The sequence below is a fragment of the Hymenobacter arizonensis genome (assembly GCF_900115775.1).
GTDB classification, from domain to species: Bacteria; Bacteroidota; Bacteroidia; order Cytophagales; family Hymenobacteraceae; genus Hymenobacter; species Hymenobacter arizonensis.
In genome coordinates this window covers 98,695-117,657 of record NZ_FOXS01000008.1, presented here as the reverse complement: position 1 = coordinate 117,657, position 18,963 = coordinate 98,695, and the positions used below count along the sequence as shown (strand labels likewise).

At 57.7% G+C, this 18,963-nt stretch carries 11 protein-coding genes and 1 pseudogene; 3 read left to right on the top strand and 9 right to left on the bottom strand.

Going from position 1 to position 18,963, the window contains the following annotated elements; all coding sequences use genetic code 11:
• Positions 1-77 precede the first annotated feature (77 nt).
• From BMZ66_RS21850 to BMZ66_RS21825, 6 genes are all read right to left on the bottom strand, one after another.
• Complete coding sequence (locus BMZ66_RS21850; RefSeq protein ID WP_369407612.1) at positions 78-287, bottom strand: GMC oxidoreductase; 210 nt, start codon at positions 285-287, stop codon at positions 78-80.
• A 321-nt stretch (positions 288-608) separates the two neighbouring features.
• Positions 609-1,721 carry an aldehyde dehydrogenase family protein gene (locus BMZ66_RS21845; protein ID WP_234795203.1) on the bottom strand — a complete coding sequence of 371 codons (1,113 nt, stop codon included), beginning with the start codon at positions 1,719-1,721 and terminating at the stop codon, positions 609-611.
• 136 nt (positions 1,722-1,857) lie between these two features.
• Entirely contained in the window at positions 1,858-2,760 is a 903-nt protein-coding gene (locus BMZ66_RS21840; RefSeq protein WP_092678427.1) for an IS3 family transposase, read from the bottom strand.
• Complete coding sequence (locus tag BMZ66_RS21835) at positions 2,760-3,272, bottom strand: IS630 transposase-related protein (protein WP_092678425.1); 513 nt, start codon at positions 3,270-3,272, stop codon at positions 2,760-2,762. The genes BMZ66_RS21840 and BMZ66_RS21835 overlap by 1 nt, the downstream gene beginning before the upstream one ends.
• Before the next feature lie 64 nt (positions 3,273-3,336).
• The gene (locus BMZ66_RS21830; RefSeq protein WP_092678423.1) at positions 3,337-4,857 is read right to left on the bottom strand and encodes a hypothetical protein; all 1,521 of its coding nucleotides are present in this window, start codon (positions 4,855-4,857) and stop codon (positions 3,337-3,339) included.
• 85 nt (positions 4,858-4,942) lie between these two features.
• Positions 4,943-7,513, bottom strand: coding sequence for a hypothetical protein (locus BMZ66_RS21825; protein ID WP_092678421.1), 2,571 nt, complete (start codon positions 7,511-7,513; stop codon positions 4,943-4,945).
• A gap of 454 nt (positions 7,514-7,967) precedes the next feature.
• Between BMZ66_RS21825 and BMZ66_RS26470 the strand changes: the two are divergent.
• A pseudogene (locus BMZ66_RS26470) lies at positions 7,968-8,360 on the top strand (restriction endonuclease); the annotation flags it as partial.
• A 12-nt stretch (positions 8,361-8,372) separates the two neighbouring features.
• Here the strand turns inward: BMZ66_RS26470 and BMZ66_RS26180 are convergent.
• Complete coding sequence (locus BMZ66_RS26180) at positions 8,373-8,768, bottom strand: hypothetical protein (protein WP_234795211.1); 396 nt, start codon at positions 8,766-8,768, stop codon at positions 8,373-8,375.
• Here BMZ66_RS26180 and BMZ66_RS21820 point away from each other — a divergent pair.
• Positions 8,676-12,818 carry an NACHT domain-containing protein gene (locus BMZ66_RS21820; protein ID WP_234795209.1) on the top strand — a complete coding sequence of 1,381 codons (4,143 nt, stop codon included), beginning with the start codon at positions 8,676-8,678 and terminating at the stop codon, positions 12,816-12,818. The two genes, BMZ66_RS26180 and BMZ66_RS21820, sit on opposite strands and share 93 nt — an antisense overlap.
• A 156-nt stretch (positions 12,819-12,974) precedes the next feature.
• On the opposite strand, the gene BMZ66_RS21815 is transcribed toward BMZ66_RS21820, so the two are convergent.
• Positions 12,975-17,465: an NACHT domain-containing protein gene (locus BMZ66_RS21815; RefSeq protein ID WP_092678417.1), complete on the bottom strand. Its 4,491-nt coding sequence runs from the start codon at positions 17,463-17,465 to the stop codon at positions 12,975-12,977.
• Between the two features lie 65 nt (positions 17,466-17,530).
• Positions 17,531-18,547, bottom strand: coding sequence for a metallophosphoesterase family protein (locus tag BMZ66_RS21810; protein ID WP_092678415.1), 1,017 nt, complete (start codon positions 18,545-18,547; stop codon positions 17,531-17,533).
• Between the two features lie 95 nt (positions 18,548-18,642).
• Between BMZ66_RS21810 and BMZ66_RS21805 the strand changes: the two genes are divergently transcribed.
• Complete coding sequence (locus BMZ66_RS21805; RefSeq protein ID WP_092678413.1) at positions 18,643-18,963, top strand: helix-turn-helix domain-containing protein; 321 nt, start codon at positions 18,643-18,645, stop codon at positions 18,961-18,963.

Genomic DNA, 18,963 nt, shown 5'->3' with positions numbered 1-18,963 from the left:
AAAGAGAAAACAAGCCGGGCCTTGCTGGACGATAAATTGCCGACTACTCCATTCCGGACTGGGGTAGGGCAAAAAAATCAGGCGTAGGAACGCTCCGGCGCGTTGCGCTGCCGCTCACCGACCAGAAACTGGTCGGCGGTGCGCGGGCTCAGGGCCCTGTTGGTCAGGACCGAGTTGGCGCCCAGCGCGCTGGGAAAAGTGGAATTGTCCGAGATGTAGAGGTTGGGCACGTCGTAGGCGCGGCCGTCGGCGTTCACCACGGCCTTTTCGTAGCAGCGAGGGGTCAAAATCACCCTAAGCTGTTCCGGACGGGGCTCAGAAAGCCAAACTTGTTAGCCTTGTGGTGTTGGCGGCGTTTTGGAATGCGTCGAGGTGTCGGACAGGGCCGACAAACCGGGCCAGAAAGAAACCGGCTCACAGCTTAGGGTAATTTTAGCTCCCCGCTGCTACGAACAGGCCAATTTAAACGAGCCGGCCCGCCGCAACATGTCGTCCCAGTGCTCGGCGGGGAGCCGGGCGTTGACGGCTTCGCTCTGAGGGCCGCAAGTCACAATTTAAAGGGGACACCTGGCGGGCGGCCGTACCCTGAGCACGGAAAAAACGGCCGCCTAGGTCATAGCAGGTAGCAGCGTGGCGTCGTTGTAATTGCCGAGCACGGGCTGACTGACCGGGCCCTGCGTGACGGCTTCGACCAGCAGCCGGCCGCCCACGAAGGCGCCCTTCCACGACTCGCCCAGGCCGCCGAACACCTCTTCCCGGTCGCCGCGCGAACGCAGCTGGTTAATGCCCACTTTAAAGGCGCGTACCTCTTTAGCCGTGCGCTTGGCCCACTTCTCGTCGTCCGAAGCCAGGGCCGCGACCAGGGCGCCGTTGCTGATGTTCATCTCGCCCACCAGTTCCTCGGCCCGGTCCACGAGCACGATGCTGTCGATGGGGCCAAAGGGCTCCTTGAAGTACAGCTCGCTCTGGCGCGGGAGTCCGACCAGGGCGCGCGGGGCGCGGTAGGCCGACCGGTCCTGGCCGGGCAAAAACAGGCTGTCGTCGAGCCGGCCATCGTAAACGGGCGTGGCCCCGGTCTTGAGCGCGTCGGCGTAAAGGCGGTCCAGGTCTTCGGCCTGCGCGCGGTTGATGACCGGGCCGAAGGCGAGCGCCGGCAGCGGGTCGGCGGCGTCCTCGACCAGGGTAGGATTGCCGATTTTTAGGCTGCGAATGGCCGCGGTGTAGGTTTCCAGAAACTGCGGAAACAGGCGGCGCTCGACGACAAAGCGCACGTAGGCCGTGCAGCGCTGCTTGCCGTAGTCGTAGCCCTTTTTGAGTTGGTCGGCCAGCGTGTCCCACTGCGAGTAATTCCAGATGCCGTAGGTGTTCACGCCTTCCATCTCCAGCAGGTAGCGCTTCTGGTTCTGAGCCAGCGCGTCGGCGATGTTGCGTCCGTTGTAGCGCCCGCCTACGAAGCTCAGGCAGTCCACGGCGTCGTGCTTGACCAGCACGTCGCTCAGCGCGCCGCCCGCGCCGCTCACCAGCGTGACGGGCAGGCCGCAGCGCCGAGCCAGGGCAAAGGCCAGGCTCAGCGAGATAAAGCCGCCGTCGGTCGGCGTTTTGGCAATGGCGGCGTTGCCGCACAGCACCTGCACCAGCACCGCGTGCAAGAGCACCGACATGGGGTAGTTCCAGGAGGCAATGTTGCTGACCAGCCCCAGCGGGGTGCGGGTGCCCAGCATGTCTCGTCCGGCTATAGCTATACAGATGAAATCGATAATCCGGCCTGCGCTTTACAGGCCCTGGTGGTAATCCGGATTGGACTTTACAAGTAGGGAAGTTAAGCATCAGATGTCGTTCCGCTGCTCGGACAGCGAGTCAGGGAGGAGCAGCAATAGCCACCGGCTGGTAGTAGTTTTTCCAGCGCCGCACCAGCGGCCCCTCTTGCTCGTGGGCCTGGCTCGGGGTCAGGAAGTCGCAGCTGCCATGCGGGCGCAACTCATTATAGACCCGCACGGCGCGCGTCACCAGCGCGTCGGCCTGCGCAAAGCCGGGCAGCGTACTGCCCAGGCCGAATTCGTCTTTCAGAATGCCGTTCACCCGCTCGGCCACGGCGTTTTCGTACGGGTCGCCGTGCAGGGTCATGCTCAGGGCCACGCCGTGGCTTTCGAGCAGGCCCACGTACTCGCGGGCCGCGTACTGCAGGCCCCGATCGGAGTGGTGAATCAGCGGCCGGTGCGGCTGGGTACGGGCCGCCAGCGCCTGCTGCAGCGCGGCGAGCGTGCCGCGCACCGAGAGGTCCGGGTGCAGGCACGCGCCCACGATTTTGTGCGAACACAGGTCGGTAATCAAGCTCAGGTAGCTCCAGCCGCTGAGCAGGCGCACGTAGGTGATGTCGCTGACCCAGACTTGTTCGGCCCGGCTCACCGTCAGGTGCTCGATGAGATTCGGTCGCCGAAATAAGGGCAGGCAGGTGCGCGTGGTCACCACCCGCCGTTTGCGGCAGCGAATGAGCAGGCCGTGGCCGGCCAGCAGGGCAAACAGGTAATCCCGGCCCACGCGGGGCGCGTAGTCGCCCAGGCGGGGCACGAGCAAATACTGGAGCTTGCGCGTGCCCAAGCGGGGCAGGTCCGCGCGGATGTCGGCCACCAGGGCCAGCACCAGGCCGTCGAGCAGGGCTTGGGCCGTGGCCCGGCGTTGGTGGTCGTAGAATGCGTTTCGGGTCTTGCCAAACAGCCCACAGAGCACCCCCACGCCCACGTGCGGGTACTTCCGGCGCATTATTTCGACGGCTTGGCACCAGCCTTTTTTCGGATGTCAATCTTATAGGTCGCCTCCGCCTGGTCGATGAGCGTGTGCAGGGCTTCGATTTGCCACTGCGCCTGCCGCAGCTGCGCGGCCAACGGGGCGCCGGTATCGGCGGGCGGGTCCGGCTCAGCCGTGAGCAGCAATACCTCGCTGGCCCGGTAGGCGGCCACCCACTGGCGTAAGGTCTTTTTCAGGCGCAACTCGTACTGGAGCAGGGCCTCGTCTTCGCTCAGGCGCCCGTCGAGTAACTCCCGGGCAATGTGCTGCTTCTGGACGGCGGTGAATTGTTTGCGGCGCATCTGCGCGTATACGGCCGTGCCGTAGCGCTCCAGCCACGCCAGCAGCGTCATGTGGCCCACCCCGAACTGCTGCCGGACGGCTTGTTGCGACAAGCCCGACTCGACCAATCGGACGGCCTCCTGACGAACGGAAATGGCATAATGGGCATTCTTGCTCCTACGCGGAGCCTGCTCGTTTATAGTCATACATCAACTGGGTGATGTATAGCTGTTGCCGGACGAGACAATAAGTATCAGTAAATTTACTCTATCAGCTGTAGTCGCTAGGCTTTCTCGTATTGCCTTCTATCACAACTAAAACCTGACGAGCAGGGAAGGCAGGCTCTGTTTCCGCAAAACCATGCATGTCAGGGGTTCCCAGCAGTATGTTGTTTTGAGGCGGTGCGGGAGCCTGCGGCTTCTTAGTCAAATCCAGCACACTCACTATGGATAAACGTTTGGTATTGGCGGCCGCGTAAGCGGCCGCCTGCTTGCCATACTTTTTGAGTAATTTACCACGGTCGGCAATAGTCTTTTCCGCCTTTAGCTCGGCGATGATGCCATGGAAGCTTATTTCGACGCGTCCCCCAGCCAGATGTCCCTCTTTGATGACGTACTCCCCAATATAGGGTAAGCCCACCAAGTGTTGAATCAGGTCGTCCCGGAACTCGTCTTCACTGACGCTATCCCGTTCTTTATAAACACCATGCTGCAAGCAGAATCCTTGGTAATTGGCAATGCCACTGAGCAGCCGAACAAAGTTTCCCAACTCCTGTGGGTCCAGGTCGGGCAACTGCTTTCGAATAGTTTGGGTGATAGTGAAAACGGCCTGATTCAGGGCCCGAAAGCCGGTGGGGAAGTAGCCAAGGGCAGGGTCAAGTACCTGGGCAACTAATTGGTCATAGCCCACAATTGTAGGCATAAGGCGGGCACCCTGCGCGTTCTCGTAATAAGCCAGCAGACGAATCACCATCGTATCCTCCACACTGCTTTGCGGAAATTTAAAGGCAATGTGCCCGGTAATCTCGTACTGGGCGACGGTCGGCAGCACCCGTATCTCCTGTATCTCCAGGTCGTAAAGAGCGCCACTGGTAGTAGACAGCGGTTTTAGTATTAGCCGGTTGTAACCGATAGGCCAGCGGTTGGGCTTGAGTGTGCCGCGCACAGTATAGGTTTCGGCTGGACGCAGCACCTGTGGGCTGGCCCACGGTTCGTCCTCGACCAGAAGCTCCACTGCCAGCAGCAACGGCGATTCTTCCAGGTCTGGCGCCTCGCTTGCTTCCTCTCTGATCCACTGTTGCTTAAGTTCCGCGAGCGGGTCCGTTTCCAGCGTATAGATAGTCGGAAACGCTAACTGGCAAAACGCCCGGGCTACGTCCTCCACCTCCACTACCTTGTCGCCAGAAGGTGTACACAGCGCTATAAAGCCCAGAAGTTGCACCTGAAAAGGCTCAGGGTAGCGGGCCGATGCGAATTGAATGCGACGCAGGTTGGCCCGCACGGCTTTGAACTGAGCTTCAGCGCCCGCATCGGCGTGCAACTCCTGATGAGCACCGCGCAGTAGGTGATAAAGGGCCCGGACTACCAGTTGATAATTTATGAAAAATAGCGCGTCCGTCGTGTCCTTAGTAGCTTCAACAAGCTGGCTTAGCATCTTCGCAACTACCGTTTCCCGTTCGAGAATGGGTGCTAGTCGAGTGCCATCCAGATGGAATAGCTGACTAAGCATCTCCCGACGGATGGTCAATTGCAGTTTGACTAATTCGTCATTATAGCGGCGCTGCTTTAACATAAAGGAAATGAGGCAAGATATGCTGCATCCAATCTGCCGGTCGCGACGGTATCTTCCAGTTGAGCAAATTGGGTGAAAGTCTGGTTTATGCTCCGCACACCCTCCGTTGCTTTAGTGGCGGGTACCCCTGGGCTAGGTGTTGGGTAAGCTCATACACCTGGGCGTGGAGCCCCTGTGCTCCGAATACAGCATACACCGAAAACGCGTCGTAAAAATGACCGGCAGCTATTTGGGTTCGGACAAACCTGGCTAATTCGTACTGCTGGGCGACTAACTCTGCGTAGGAAAGCTGGTGCAGTGCTACCAGCAATTCCCCGCGTAAGTCGGTAGGGGAGTAGGAAGGCTCGACCCGTATCAGATACTGCAGCGCTTGCGGTAACCAAGCAGGGCGCAATTCCGGATTCTCAGGCAGCAGGCGCGTCAGCCGTTTAAGGGCGTCTTCGGCAGTGTAAAATTCTTCGCAGGCGCAGTACTTTGTCAGATAACGCTCAGCCAACTCTAAAAACAAGGGTTTGGTATCACGGACAAGCCACAAGAGCGTACGAACCAACTCCTGGCTATAGGTAAAGTCCTGATTTTCGTAATAGGCACCTTCCAACGCCTGAATGCCCATCAGCAATATCTGTCGTTGCGATTCGGTCAGAAACGGTATCAATGCGTGAGCAGTAGCAACTGCTGCTTTGTGCAACGCAACCGTAGGACTGTGAATCGCTGCAATCACCTCCTTGAGCTGGTCCGGCGCTACCTCCTGGGGATACTGCCGCATGAGCGCACCGTAAGTCTGGATAGCTTGCCCACGGATAGGCAAATCGGAGTCTTGAAGCAGCGCCTTCACCGCGTCCAGCAAACTCCGCGTTACGCAGGCTGGCTGCTCGTCGAGCAAGTATTCCAAGAAGCGCAACGCTTCCCAGCGGACATCCCGGGCGGTATCAAACAGGCTGGCATATAGGACGGGAAGTATGGCGCTGATGCGAATTGGGTCAGGTAAAGAGTCACGTAAAACCTTAATTAGACGGGACTTAATAAAACCGTCCGTCTCACTGTTAAGGCCCGCGAATACCTCTAGTACAGTTGGTTGTGAGGCGATACTGTCAGCGTTGAGCAATTGTGACATCATCCGTTCCACCTCACTCACCCGACGCTGCTGGTGGACATCCAAATTCTGTATCTCTAAGGGGTGCTTGCCAAGGAGCGGGTTAAAAGTTGGGGCCGGGACGGAGGGATATTCCAGCTCAGCCTGGTACCGGCGTAGGGTTCGTAATTCCTTGACAACCGTCAGCAGGACTCCTAGCAGGACCGTAACGTGCGGAATAAAATGAGCCGGAGCCCGGCAGGCAGCCTTAACCACCAGATGAAGCCGCTCCTCCTGCACCTGCGTCGGTCCGCTGCCAGCCGCTAGGTCAGTCACCAGTTCCTCAGCCAGCAGGGCAGCGTGGGCTGGTAGCAGCAGGTCGCTATCTTGCAACGCGCGGCCGTAGAACTCCAGAATTTCGACTTGGCCGGGAGTAGACAGGGTGGGAGCCGTTTGTCGCAGCACTGCCAGTACCTGCTCTGGAGCGTGACGATAAAGCAGGGCCAGCGTGTGCCGGGTGGCGTGGTCTGCGGATTCTCCATAGCCATCCTCCGCAAAATCCAGGGCGCGCACAATAACATCGGTGAGCGGCAGCACAATGTCCGGAGCCGTGGTAATAAGTTCGCGCAATAGTCCCATTATCCGGATGCGGCTGCGCTTTTCGGGCAGGCGTACCTGCTCAGTCAATAACTCCTGGCAGGCACTGGCATCAGTCTGGGCGAAGCGGCGGACGAGTTCAACGACATGTGGATAAGCTAGTTCCTCCCCTTCTTCAGCGCGCATCAACCGGTAGTCGTACTCCAGGTGGGCTAGTATAGAGGCGAGTAGCGGCCCGTGCATCGGTAAGTCTGTCGGTGCTACGGCGGCGGTGAAAACACCCACGGCGGCATCCAACTGATGGCCACGTTGGATTATGGCCACGACTTGGTCCAAGGCAAAGGCCGGCAATTCGGCACCAGATAGCAGGACCTGTCGGATAGTGGCAAGCAGGACTGGCCCGACCGGGCCTTCCAGGTATAGGGTCAGGTAATTAAGGGCAGCAGCACTGAAGAATTGAGGCACGAGGTCGGCCGCTTCCCGAATGGTGGCAGCTGTGCTTGCGCGCCCGTCTGCGGCTTGTAGCTGCTGCACCAGGTTGATTACGGAGAGCGCCGTGATGTGCCCCTGCAGCTGCTCTTGGCGCACCAGCACCTCAATTTCCGCCTGTAGCTCTGCCCGGCGTGCTGCGTGCTCGTGCGCGGCGTGTTCAGCCTGGCGCTGCCGCTGCTTGTGCTGCGCCAACACGTCCCGTCCGAAATTGCGGGGCATGAGCTCGGTATGAAAGTGACACCCGATGCACTGCTCTTCAATGAAGTGGCGGGCATTCATCTCCAGGTTAGCCGACATAAACTCGCCAGTGGCGTGGGGGCAATACAGGGCTAGGTTTATGGGCAGACCGTAGAACTGCGCGACCATGCCACTGAGTTGGTCTTCGATAATCAGGTGGCTACACCAATTGCGTAACCGGGGAAGCAGCGCCTTATTTCGCTCGCCTAGCGCAATGGCTTCTTGTAGTCCCTCATCGATTCTGTCAGATTGAGCCATAGCTACAAAAATAAAGGTAAGCTTAACGGCTGGCAAGTAATTGGATGGTGCCGTTCCACCGAACCAATGCAATGTATACTGGTAAAATCATAACCAAACCCGGTATGAACTTGGCTGCCATTTACGTGTCCATCCTGCTGTTAGGCTCCAAGGGGCGAAATCAGCTCGACACGGAGTAACGTGAGGAGCGGGCAGCTTATGTACATCGAAAAGGGCAGTGTAACAGTACTGCTCAGTACAGCAAGTAGGCAGTGCGAAGCAACATTAGCATTAATACACAAGACATGGCAAATGCTCTTCCTTGTTATGCACAAACTATCTAACTGGTCAAGCTGAACTGCTCGGGGCCGAATAGGTGGCAGGGAGTATAGCCAATAGCTCTATCAGTACTTCCGTAGCTTTGGATGTTCCGCCAGCTCACTCCTTTTTTGCTGCTTTAGCAGACACTTATCCGATGCAATCCATTCCCGCTTATTTGTTGGTGCCGCCGGCAGCGGTAGCACCCCCGCTGGATACAAAGCTGCAAGAGCTCCCCCTGGAACAGTTGCCTTGGGAAGATTTCGAGCGGCTGTGCCTTCGCTTGGTGCAGACGAAATATGCGCTGGAAAATTGCGAGATATACGGCACGAAAGGGCAGGCCCAACAGGGCATTGATATTTTTGCCCGCAAGAATACCGGAAAATACGCGGCCTACCAGTGCAAGCGCTACCAATCACTGACGGAAGCAACGCTGAGAACAATAGTGAAGCTGTTTGTGGACGACAAATGGGCTGCTAAAAGCGACGAATTCGTGCTCTGCACCAGCGCAGCGCTCAACTCAGCCCCGCTTCAGGACGCGTTTAATACCCTGCGTGACGAGCTAGCCACTCAAGGAATTACGCTCGCTAAATGGGATAAAGCACAGCTCCAACTGCAACTTAAAACGGAACCAGCCATAGTTTACGATTTCTTCGGTGCTGCCTGGGTGCAGCTGTTTAATGGCGAGGCTGCCTATGCACAAGTAAGTGCCACCCGCAAGTTGGACAATCGCCTCGTGGCTGACTACCGCCGGGAGCTGCGCGCCTTTTATACGGTCGTCTTCAACCAGTATGACCCGGGCCTGCCCATTCAGGAACTGGATGGCAAGTCGCTTCGGCTGGAAGACCGCTTCATCATCCCCGATGTGTATGAGGAGCAGCCAACTACCCTGTATGCGGAAAAGCTGCTGGGTGAGGACACGCAGAAAGAGCAACGGGAAGTGGAGCGTCAGCAGCAACTATACACCCACCAGTTGTTGCAGCAAACCCCTCCGCTCATCGGAAACGCCTCCCCAGCGGATTACTATCGGCAGCCAACCAAATCCAGAGTTCGGGTAGACCAGAAGCTGGCGCAACAGCACCGGGCCATTATTATCGGTGACCCTGGCGCGGGCAAGAGCACGCTACTGCGCTACCTGGCCCTCGACATGCTCAGCGATACGCCCGTGTTGAGTACGGTGGCCCGGCAGTTGGGCGGGCGCTTGCCGGTCTGGCTGCCCTTTGCTTACATAACCAAGCAACTAAGTCTCAACGGAAATTATAGCCTTGCCGAATTGCTGCGTCTGTGGTTTAGTAGCTTAGGGAAAGAGCATCTTTTTGCCTTGGTACAGCAGGCTTTGGAAGACGAGCGCCTCGTGCTCTTGATTGATGGCGTGGACGAGTGGACCAGCCAAGCGGCGGCGGGACACGCGATTGCCAAGATTGAAATACAGGCCAATCTGCGAACCACGCCCATTATCTATTCCAGCCGTCCTTACGGGTATAACCTGCTGCGGGACTACCTACTGAATATTCAGCCCCTGGAACTCGCCCCATTTTCGCGCCGGCAGCAGTGGGATTTTGTGTATCACTGGTATCGGCGACGGCTACAGGCTATTGAACCAGGTAGCATGGACCGGGCCGCCACCGAGACCGATAGCTTCTTTGCGGAGCTGGACAAATCAGCCGACCTGAAGCCACTGGCGGAGAATGCTTTACTGCTTGGCATTCTCGTCAGCCAGAAACTGCGCGATTCAGTGCTGCCGCGCAATCGGCTGAAAGCCCTACAGGATATCACCGAAAACCTGATTAATCGCCGTCCCAAAAAACGGCAGTACGAAGCGGGCATCGTGGAGGAAACACCGAGTGAGTTCTTGCTGGAAGATGTTTTTGCGGAATTAGCCTTTTGCATACAACAGCGCAGCAACGACGGAACCATCCTGCGGAAGGATGCCGCCCGGGTGGCTGAAAACTATCTATCAACCCAAATGAGCTACGAGCCCGCCCGCGCAAAAAAGCAAGGCGCGGAGTTGATTGACCTGAGTGCTAACAGCCTGGGGATTATTATTGAAAAATCCAACGATGAAATTGCCTTCCGACACCGGCAGTTTCAGGAGTATCTGGCCGCTAAATACCTCAGCGACTCGGATAAGGATACTGTGAACGAGATATTACGTAACCACGCGGCCGAACAAACCTGGAACCAGGTGATAGTGAGTTTTTTCGCGCTCATTCCAAGCAAGCAGGTTAGCGCTTTTAGCGAGTATCTCGCGCAGTTCACTTACGAAGGTCCGAGCCGCGCCAAAACTTATTACCTCAAGCTGTTGCGCTACGATATCTGCCTGCGCCTGCCCAACGCACCTTTGCCCCTGGCAAAAGCAGCACTGGCTACTATTCAGAAAGAGTTCGAGCTGGAGCAGGATGAGTCTATCAAACAGCTCCTACTCAAGCTACTGCTAGGAGCCGCCGAAAATCCCCGCCTGAAGGCAGCGGTTTTTAGCTACTTGGGCACGTATTTTCCAAGCGGGTTCAAGTACAGCGACTCGCGCGTGCAAGCACTCCGGGCGCTTACGCCCGCGCAATTGTCCGACCGGCAGCAGACTTTCTTGCTGGGGGCGCTGCTGAATGGGAATGCTACCATCAAATTAAGCGCATCCATTACCCTTGCTAATTTTAGCTCCATACCAGCGGTTCATGAACAGGTAGCGGCCTTGCTTACTCCGCAGACGCGACCCGATATTCTGGCCTTCGCCCTCAATGTGCTGGCGACCGGCGCGTTCAGTCGCGAAAGTAGGCTAGCGGCCGTCGCGCAGTTTGCGGAACACGCTACTGGTGATATGCGCTTTTTCGTGACCAAACTCAAGGTTGAGCTAGGCACGCACACCGACCAGGATTTGACGGAGCTATTGGCTGTAGCAAACGACTTGGGCCATATAATGAGTGAGGAGTTGGTAAGCCTATTGGTAAAAGGGTGGCCAACCAGCGAAACGCTGTTCACCACCTGCCTAAAATGCACCGAAACCGGCTACATCGAAGAGCGGGCTATGCCATCCGATGTTGCCTGGAAGGTTCTATTCCTGACATTTAATAAGCACGAGCAAGTAATTGACCGCATAATTCAGGAGCTGGAAACGCAGGATTACCCCTTTAGTCAGGTGAGCGGCTATCACGGCTGGCAATACATTGCGCAGCACTTTCGAGATGAGGCCCGGCTGCTGCCTGCCATTGACCGTTGGTTGGTGACGCAAAAGTTTGCGGAGCCGGAAATTGCCTTTGCCAGCTTGGTAGGCCGGACGGCGGTGGCCCGCCAGCATTTAGTGGATACGCTACCGAATTCCAGTGCGCCGCATTGGACACTGATGGCGTTGCTGGAGGGGTGGCGCGACGATGAGTACGTGCAAGGATATCTTAAAGAGTATTTTCGCGGTACATCGCGGGGCAAACACTACGGGGCGCACTACCTGGGTCAGGTATTCAAAGATGATGCGGCTGAGGCAATAAGACTCTCGGAAGAGATGCTATCTAACCGCAGCCTGCTTTTCCGGGAGCGCGCCTTACAGGCGTTGATTGAGGTTGACCGGGCCTACGTGGAGCAGCACCTGCTGACCCCCTTTCTAGAGCATGAGCTGCCTCTGTTATCAAAAGGCTTTTTCGGTCAATATTATTCGGCCCTGTCAACGCTGTTGGAATACTTCCACACCGACGAGCGGGTGAAAGCGCTGGTATTTGATGAGAAAAGCTGGCCTGAAGGCCACACTCCCGACCTGCTCATCAAATACTATCCGGCGGCAACGGCTACTATTGACCGGGTAGTTGCTTATGCGACGCCCTTAGCAGCGCGCTACCGCTTGCCGATGGTGGAGAAGCTTGGAGAGCGCTTCGTCGTGGACGAGCAGAGCCTAGCCCAATTAGCCCAATTTGAACTGGAAGCCGACGAGCTAATCAGAGCCAAGGCGGCCGTGCTCTACTTTAAGCACGCTAAGGACAAGAACGCAGTTCGGGAGGCCTGCACCCAACTGGCCTTTAATCGGGGCTTTACCCATGCGGTCAATCGTCAAATTGCTTTTGTAGGCTTTCTGCTTTTGGATGAGCTGGATATCTATTTTTCGCTGCGCGACGAGCAGCAGCAACCCAACCCGGATTTTTCATTTAGCGAAGAGTACCACGCCCACGAGCCGCCGCTACTTGAAGTAGTGGCTGAATATTTCGACCGCTTTTACGCTGGCATCAAGGGCGACTGGCAGGCTGTTGCGCGGCAGCACTCAGCGGCTGATGAGCAAAGCATCTGGGGCGCTTTCGCGAGGCACGCGGCCGTCGATTCGCCTGCTATTCCGCACGTGCGAGCCTTCGTGCAGATGCACGCCAATACCATTGCCAACCCGGATTTGTTAGTCTTCTTGGCTAAGGAACTGCCGGGTAGCGATACGTTAAAAGACGCCGCTTTGCGCCTGCTGACCTCGAACCGCGAACCTGAGTTTATGGTTGCAGCCGAGCTCCTGAGCCAGCAATTTGCCGCGCACGCCGACGTGGAGACGTATTTGGATGAGAATATCCGCCTTTATCACGAAACGGGTAAAATCGTGGCAGCAACTCTCGGCTGGCCGACCTTGCCCATTCTGAAAACGTTATTTGACCGGGTAATTGATTACCAAGCTTCTGTTGCTCCGGCGGCGGGCTTTCAACTGAAGTTTCTGTTTCGGGATGTTTCGAATATAAGCGAGTTTCTGTGGAATGTTCTGGCAGAATCGGAGGACCGCCGCTACCAACATCGCTATTTTATAAAGCCCCTACTAGACCGCGTGAGGCGGGATGAGGACTTGCAGGCGTACCTGATGAACACCTTGCGCAGTAGTGAGCATACCGCTTATAAAGTATCGTGCTATGCGTTGCTAGCCCGGACTGGGACCAAGGCCTCCGAGTTGGCTGAGTGGAAAGACACGCAGCAGGAATACCTGGGTAGTTATGGCTATAACATAGTGGAAAACCGTGTCATGTCACTATCCGAAGTCGTGCGGGACGTATGGTATTAGCTCAAAAGCAATAGCGCAACTATGGCACACCGGTGTCGATAGTTATGCTTGATTGTCAGACCACGGTCGTAAAAAGCATTGACGTGACGGAGTAGCATCCTCAAGGTAAATTCTTGTGCCATTAGGAAGTAAGATGTGGTCGTATTCAACAGTTGGTTAGGAGTCGGCCCGAGTAAATTTGGTCATCAATCGGCTGACTTGGCGTATTATTGGGTCGAGGCTCATGCTGCCCGAACTAAAGGCGTCTGCTAGATAAGCCGCAGGCACTAGTGTTAACAGCGGGTCAGCCATTTCCAGTACCTGCGCCATGTCCGTTAGCTTGCCTGGCTCGTCGTTCGCGTACAGCTGCCGGAGGCCGTGCAGAAAGACGTACTGCGTGGCGGGCAATTGCTCTTCCGCAAAAGCCCAGTAAGCAAAAGCGAACAAGAAGTTAATGGCTGGTCCTCGACCCTGCGCAGACTGGGGCCAGGTTAGCTGACTTAAGTGGGTCAGTCCCTCGCGTAGCACTGGTACAAGGCTGGTACGCGCGTCGTCAACTCTTACAGTAGATAACCACCGGCAGAGATACTCAAACAATAACGGATGCAGGTGCGTTTGCTTCTTGGCAAATGCCCGGAACAGCGTATTTACTTGGTCGGGTAATAGGGTTCCGCGAACGCCAAGCAGTTCCAAGGCGAGGTGGGGCAACCAAATGGCTCCCTGTGTAAAAGCATGGTCGAGGTGCGCTACGTAAGCCGCAACGGCCTCCTCGTTGGCAGGCTGAGAAAGGAACTCGTGCCGGGCCAGTATCCAACTCCGCCGCAACCGTTCCTTGATAGCTCGATTGTCATCTTGGTGGTGAGACTGTAAAAAATCTTCGAGTAACGTAATCGCATCTGCCAAGCGGGCGGGCTGCCCGTAGCTGAAGCGTAGCGCTACCACTATTAGCTGTCCTGGCGTCCCCACTGCGTTCAGCTGCAGCAATAATTCATCCGCCAGGGGAGGATAGAACAAGAGCGCATAGATAGCAACTAGTATCTCGGAGGGCAGGGAAGAAGCCGTCCGGGCCAGGTCCAGTAGTTGCTCGAACAGGTCGGTTTGCGCCAGCAATCGGAAGGGTTCCGCCGCCCTGGTTGGCCGCGTCCAGCGACTTGACTGTTGGTGTAGGGCAGCTGGAATTTCGGGTAACCGGGCCAGCAGCGCCCGTGCCGCTACGCTGTGGTAAGACCCGTAATAAGAACGAGCGGATAGTTCCAGCGCTGAAGTCAGGGCAGCCGGGTCCAGACCTTCCAGGAACTCATCGGCCAGCAGCACCAGCCACTGTACTGGCTCCGCCGCCTCGTGGGCGGACCAGCGCTCAGAGGTAGTGCTCAGCCGGCGTGCTGCTTCCCCAATCGGCCTGCGGTACTCCGGGTAACGCCGGCCGATGGCGAGCAGCACCATCCGGTCCTCATCATCCGGCGAATGCCCGGAATTCTCTTCGTGCATAAATTCCCACACCAAGGTCTCCCACTGAGTAGGGTCATTTAGCGCGGAAGTAAGGCGACGCAGAAACGAAGGCTGGTTGCCCGCGGCTTCCGCGGCAGTGCATGCCCCCTTAATCGCTGCCATGAAGGAGGCATCGGTTCGCAGACGGTCTACGATGCTGAGCTTTTTGCGAGTCAGATAACCCATACCTACTTCCCGCACCAAGCAAGCCGTTTCCTCAGTGGGTGTTAGAGTCGTGCCATGATAGTCAAGCAGGTATGAAGCTGCTCGCTCGGACTGGCGGACATTTGGATTAGCCATCAATTCCAGTAGGACCGGCTTGGCTGCGGTATCGGCCAGTATAGTGCGGTCGAGACCATAAGAATTCAGGTGCCAGTTGTCGAGTTGAATGAGATTTCTAAATAGCTCGGTTTGTTCGCCAGGCGTCAGCGGTAGCTGCCGAGCATACAGAATGGCCAGCGCAAAAAGCCGGGCGACGGGGGTAAGCCCCGGTAGCGCCTGCTGCAGAGCGCGCAGCGGCTCCGTGCCCAGGCTGAGCGAGAGGCAGAATTGCGTCCATTCACCGCGGCTGGTATCTTCAAAGCCTTCCTGCGTTTGAACGATGACTAGCAGCGCCTCAACCTGGTGCTGCGGGTCGGTGGTAAGGAGCACCGCCGCCGCGCCCCAGCGCACGGCCGGGTCCTGGTGAGCTAACTGGTCTTGTAGGATAGCGGCCAATTCTTCTTTCCGGTCGCTCGTAAGTAGTTGCCGAAAGCCTTCCCGTACTTCGGGGTAGCGGGGCAGGGTGTAAATACCCAGGTTAATGAGGGTATCAGCAACCAGTTGCGGGCCATCAGGTAGGGAATGAGCAACGGGCAGCAGCAGGCGCCAGCAGCCGGTTTCCAGGCCCTTCTTCCAACTGCGCCCACTGGCTACCGGGCGGCTTAGCTGCTCAGCCAGCCAGTAGTAGGCCCGTTCGCCTTCCGCGGCCAATAACTCCCGTAAGCAGGACTCGATTGTCTCGTCGCGGTGCAGGTCATCGATGCCCGCTAGCAAAGCGCTGCCCAACAACCGGAAGTCGCGCTGACCAACTTGGTAGAGGGCCACCGCGGCTCCCGCAGCGACTTCGGCCCGGGAATCGGTCAGGGCCCACCGGGCGTGCTGTTGCCACGCCTGCGGCCCCAGGCGGGCGGCTACGTCGGCTGCCAGACTACCTGCTCGCTTTGGCATTCCTACGGCCGCAAATGCGGCTGCGAGGATAACCGGCGGTACTGAGGGGGCTGCTAGGTCGGTTAGTTCCAGCCAGAGGCTAGCCGCTTCCAGATTAAGCTGACCATATAAATTACTGTGGGTGAGTAGGCTCTTTAGTACAGGCGTGCGCTCCCCGGCAGCGCTTAACGTTCGCAGTGCGGCGGTTGCTCGTTTCTGAAAAAGCTGCTCGGCCCGCACGCTTTTGCACAACTGCTCAATACGCTCTGCTGGGGAAAAAGCAATTGGAAAAAGCAAAACCAGATACGGTAGCATATCCAGTGGCTGTGTCTGTCCGTACGCCTGATAGGGTGCGACTAGCGTTGATAGCGGGGTCAGGTCCAGGCCAGCAGCATTTTGCAATAGCAATTCAATCCAGTGGCCCAGTACTTCTTCGACCAACGCCAAGCCCATGGCGGAAAGCGGGTTGCGCGGATTTAGATATGTTTCGTACACCCACTCTACGCCCCGCTGCCCGGCCAGCCGCAGCAGCTGGGCAATCAGCTGGGCCTCGGCCCGCCGCTGTTCCCCGTGGTAATCATACTCCAATTGGTCAGAACTTGCGCGCGTCAGCGAGTCAAGCGCTGCCTGGGCGCAGCCTACATCCTGAAACTCCAGCACGATGGCTGCGACCGCCGGTAGGTAAGCCGGCGAAGTAGAAAGCAACAACTGCTGAAAGTCGATAAGAAATTGACGCACTTTCGTGGTCAGACTCCACCGTCGGGCCAGGCCGGCCGCGAAGGAAACTACGCGCCACTCCTCAACTGCTAGCAGGGCAGGCTCGCCAGGCTCGTGCAGCCATTCAGTGGCCAAGGCGACAGCCGCCAGTAATTCCGCCAGCGGCTGCGCCGTAAACTCCAGTTCCTGCCCGTCGGTAGTCAGGCCCCCACCACGTAAGTAGTCGAGCGCCTGGGTAGCTACTAAGAATTTATCCGGCGTGCCTGGATGGGCCGTCGTTAGATGCCCTACCAGCCAGCCGTGCGCATCAAGCAGCGGCAGCGTCTCAGTGCGCAAGCGATGACGAGCTAATTGGCCTAGGAGGGCAGCTTTGGCTTCTGCGCTGGGAAATTGCTGCTGAAAAGCAGATTCTACAGCTTCCCGCCCGTCGCGCTGTCCCCAACGTTCCAGCCGTTCTATAACCACTTCGAACAGCAAGCTGCCGAGCGTGAGATTCGCTTGGGCTGGGAACTGACCGGCGACTACTAGCTTAGGAAAGAGCAGCCGCATAAACAGCGGCGTAGTGGCGACAGCATACAAAGCCGGTAATGCCCGCAACCGCTGGAGCAGCCCGGCGGCCTCGGTGGCCGCTTCGTCAGGTGCTGTTCCGTTCGCCCGCAGCTCACTTTCCAGAATAGCCAGTCGCTGCGGGTCGCGCAGGGGCAGCGTACGTACCCGCTTCCATTCCTCAAAGGAAACGCCGGTTAGTTCCACCGGACGGGCCGTGGCAACTACCTGCAAATTAGTATACCAGTGCGCTAATTGCGCTAGTTGTCGTAACAGTGGAGCCGCCAGGGCCTTGGCCAGCTCATCCAAGCCGTCTGCTACCAGCAACACTTCCTGGCCCGCGCCCAGTAATTCGGGCAGGGTTGGCTGGTCGGCCCCGGGGCGCACATACTCCCGGATGAATTGGTCTACTGCCTCCAGTACGCCCACAGGGCTGAGGGGTAGGTGCAGGCGTAGCTCGCGAACTGGAACCAGGATAGCCACTGTCTGGTCGGTCCGTGCCAGGGTGGTGAGCACCAGTTCTGCCGCCAAGGTGCTTTTACCGCTGCCTAAATCCCCTAGCAGGAGCGTAGCCCGGGCCTGACGCACGGCTTCGTAGAGGGGCAGCTCCACAGTTGCCTGCGGTGGCGTTACCAGCTGCCCTGCCGCATCAAATTCCGGAGCCTGCGGGGTTACCTGCGTAGCTACTAGCTGCGTGGCCAGTACGGGCAGGGGGCCGTCGGGGCGCATGAGCCGGGATTTCGCTTCCAGCTGCCGGGTGGCGTGGGCGCTCCCCGCGGTCCGCAGGTCAGTTACTATAAGGGCTTTTTTTTTTCGGGTTCGGCCACCGGCAGTGTAGGTCGCAACTGCTGGCGCGGCACGCTTTGAACCGCCCCGGCTGGCCGCCAGGTTGGACTGTCAGTTCCCGCGTCGTACTCGTAGGCGCAGTAAGTAAATTGCTCCGGAGTAAGCCTAATCAGGCGAAAGCCATTGGGATGGTCACTGCCAGCGTAGGCGGCAGCTCCCGGAAAATGATAGGCCCCGGCGGCAACAGTATCGGGTCGGGCCATGCGGGCGTGCGTGTGCCCGGTCAGGATGAGGTGGCTGCGCTTGGCTACGTAATCGCGCGGGTTCGGGCGCTTGTCGTAGGTGCGCTGTTCTTCCGGCCGCAGAAGGTCGAAGGGATGGTGCATCAACACCACGGTCAGGGGCGTGGTAGCCGCTTCAATATCTTCCAGCTGCCCCTGCACGACCAGTGGCTGGATTTGCGGCAAACCCAGCCACAATTGATGGTCATCGTGGTTGTCCCGGCAGTACCATGAGGAATTCAGGGTTACAAAGCGGATGTCGTCCAGTATCCGTTCTCCCACCAAATAGGAAGTCGTTTCCTGAATGTGCATTGGCAGAATACCACTGTCCGTGCAGAACTTGGTAAACGGCTCAAAAGCATATTGGTAGGCCCGCCCGATGGGCAGACGCAGGGCTTTGTCTGCTTCAGCGCTCGTACTGGGCCGGGGAAAGTAAGTAGCTTCCTGCCGGACGATGTCGTGGTTGCCCGCGGCGACCAGCACCTGGCTGTAGTCGAGTTCGCAGCACGCTAGCAGCTTGTCCAGCCAAGCTTTAGCCAACTGGTAATCCGCCGCCGACCCTACCCAGGCGATATCGCCTGATAAACAAATGATGGTCGGCTTCCACTCGGCAGGCAATTCCTTAATAGTTTGCAGCAGCGAGTCCAGGGATAAGGTACGCTGCGTCGTTGCCGCCAAGTCAGTAGCATTCCAGCCGAAATGCAGGTCGGTCAGGTGAAGAAGTATGGAGGGCTTGGCGGGCATAGTCGGCAAAAGGGAGTACAAGTAGCCGCAGCCACAAGTTCGGTGTCCAATAGTCTGGGCGAAATTACATACTTTTGTACAAACTAACGAACATTATGCCGCGTGAAGCCCATTCGCTAGTGCCTCGTCTGCAGCAGTACCTAGTCAGCGTAGGTGAGAACATCCGGCTGGCCCGGTTACGACGCAAGCTCAGCGCGGCGCGCATTGCGGAGCGCGCTGCTATTAGCCGCACCACGCTGCTGGCCATTGAGAAGGGGTCGCCAGCCGTCAGCATTGGGCATTATCTGCAAGTATTGCTGGCCCTGGGGCTGGAGAAAACTATTCTGGGCATGGCCGAGGACGACACACTGGGCCGCAAGCTGCAGGACGCGGAACTACTCGTGCGGGAACGAGCCCCTAAATCTCCAGGTTTTTAA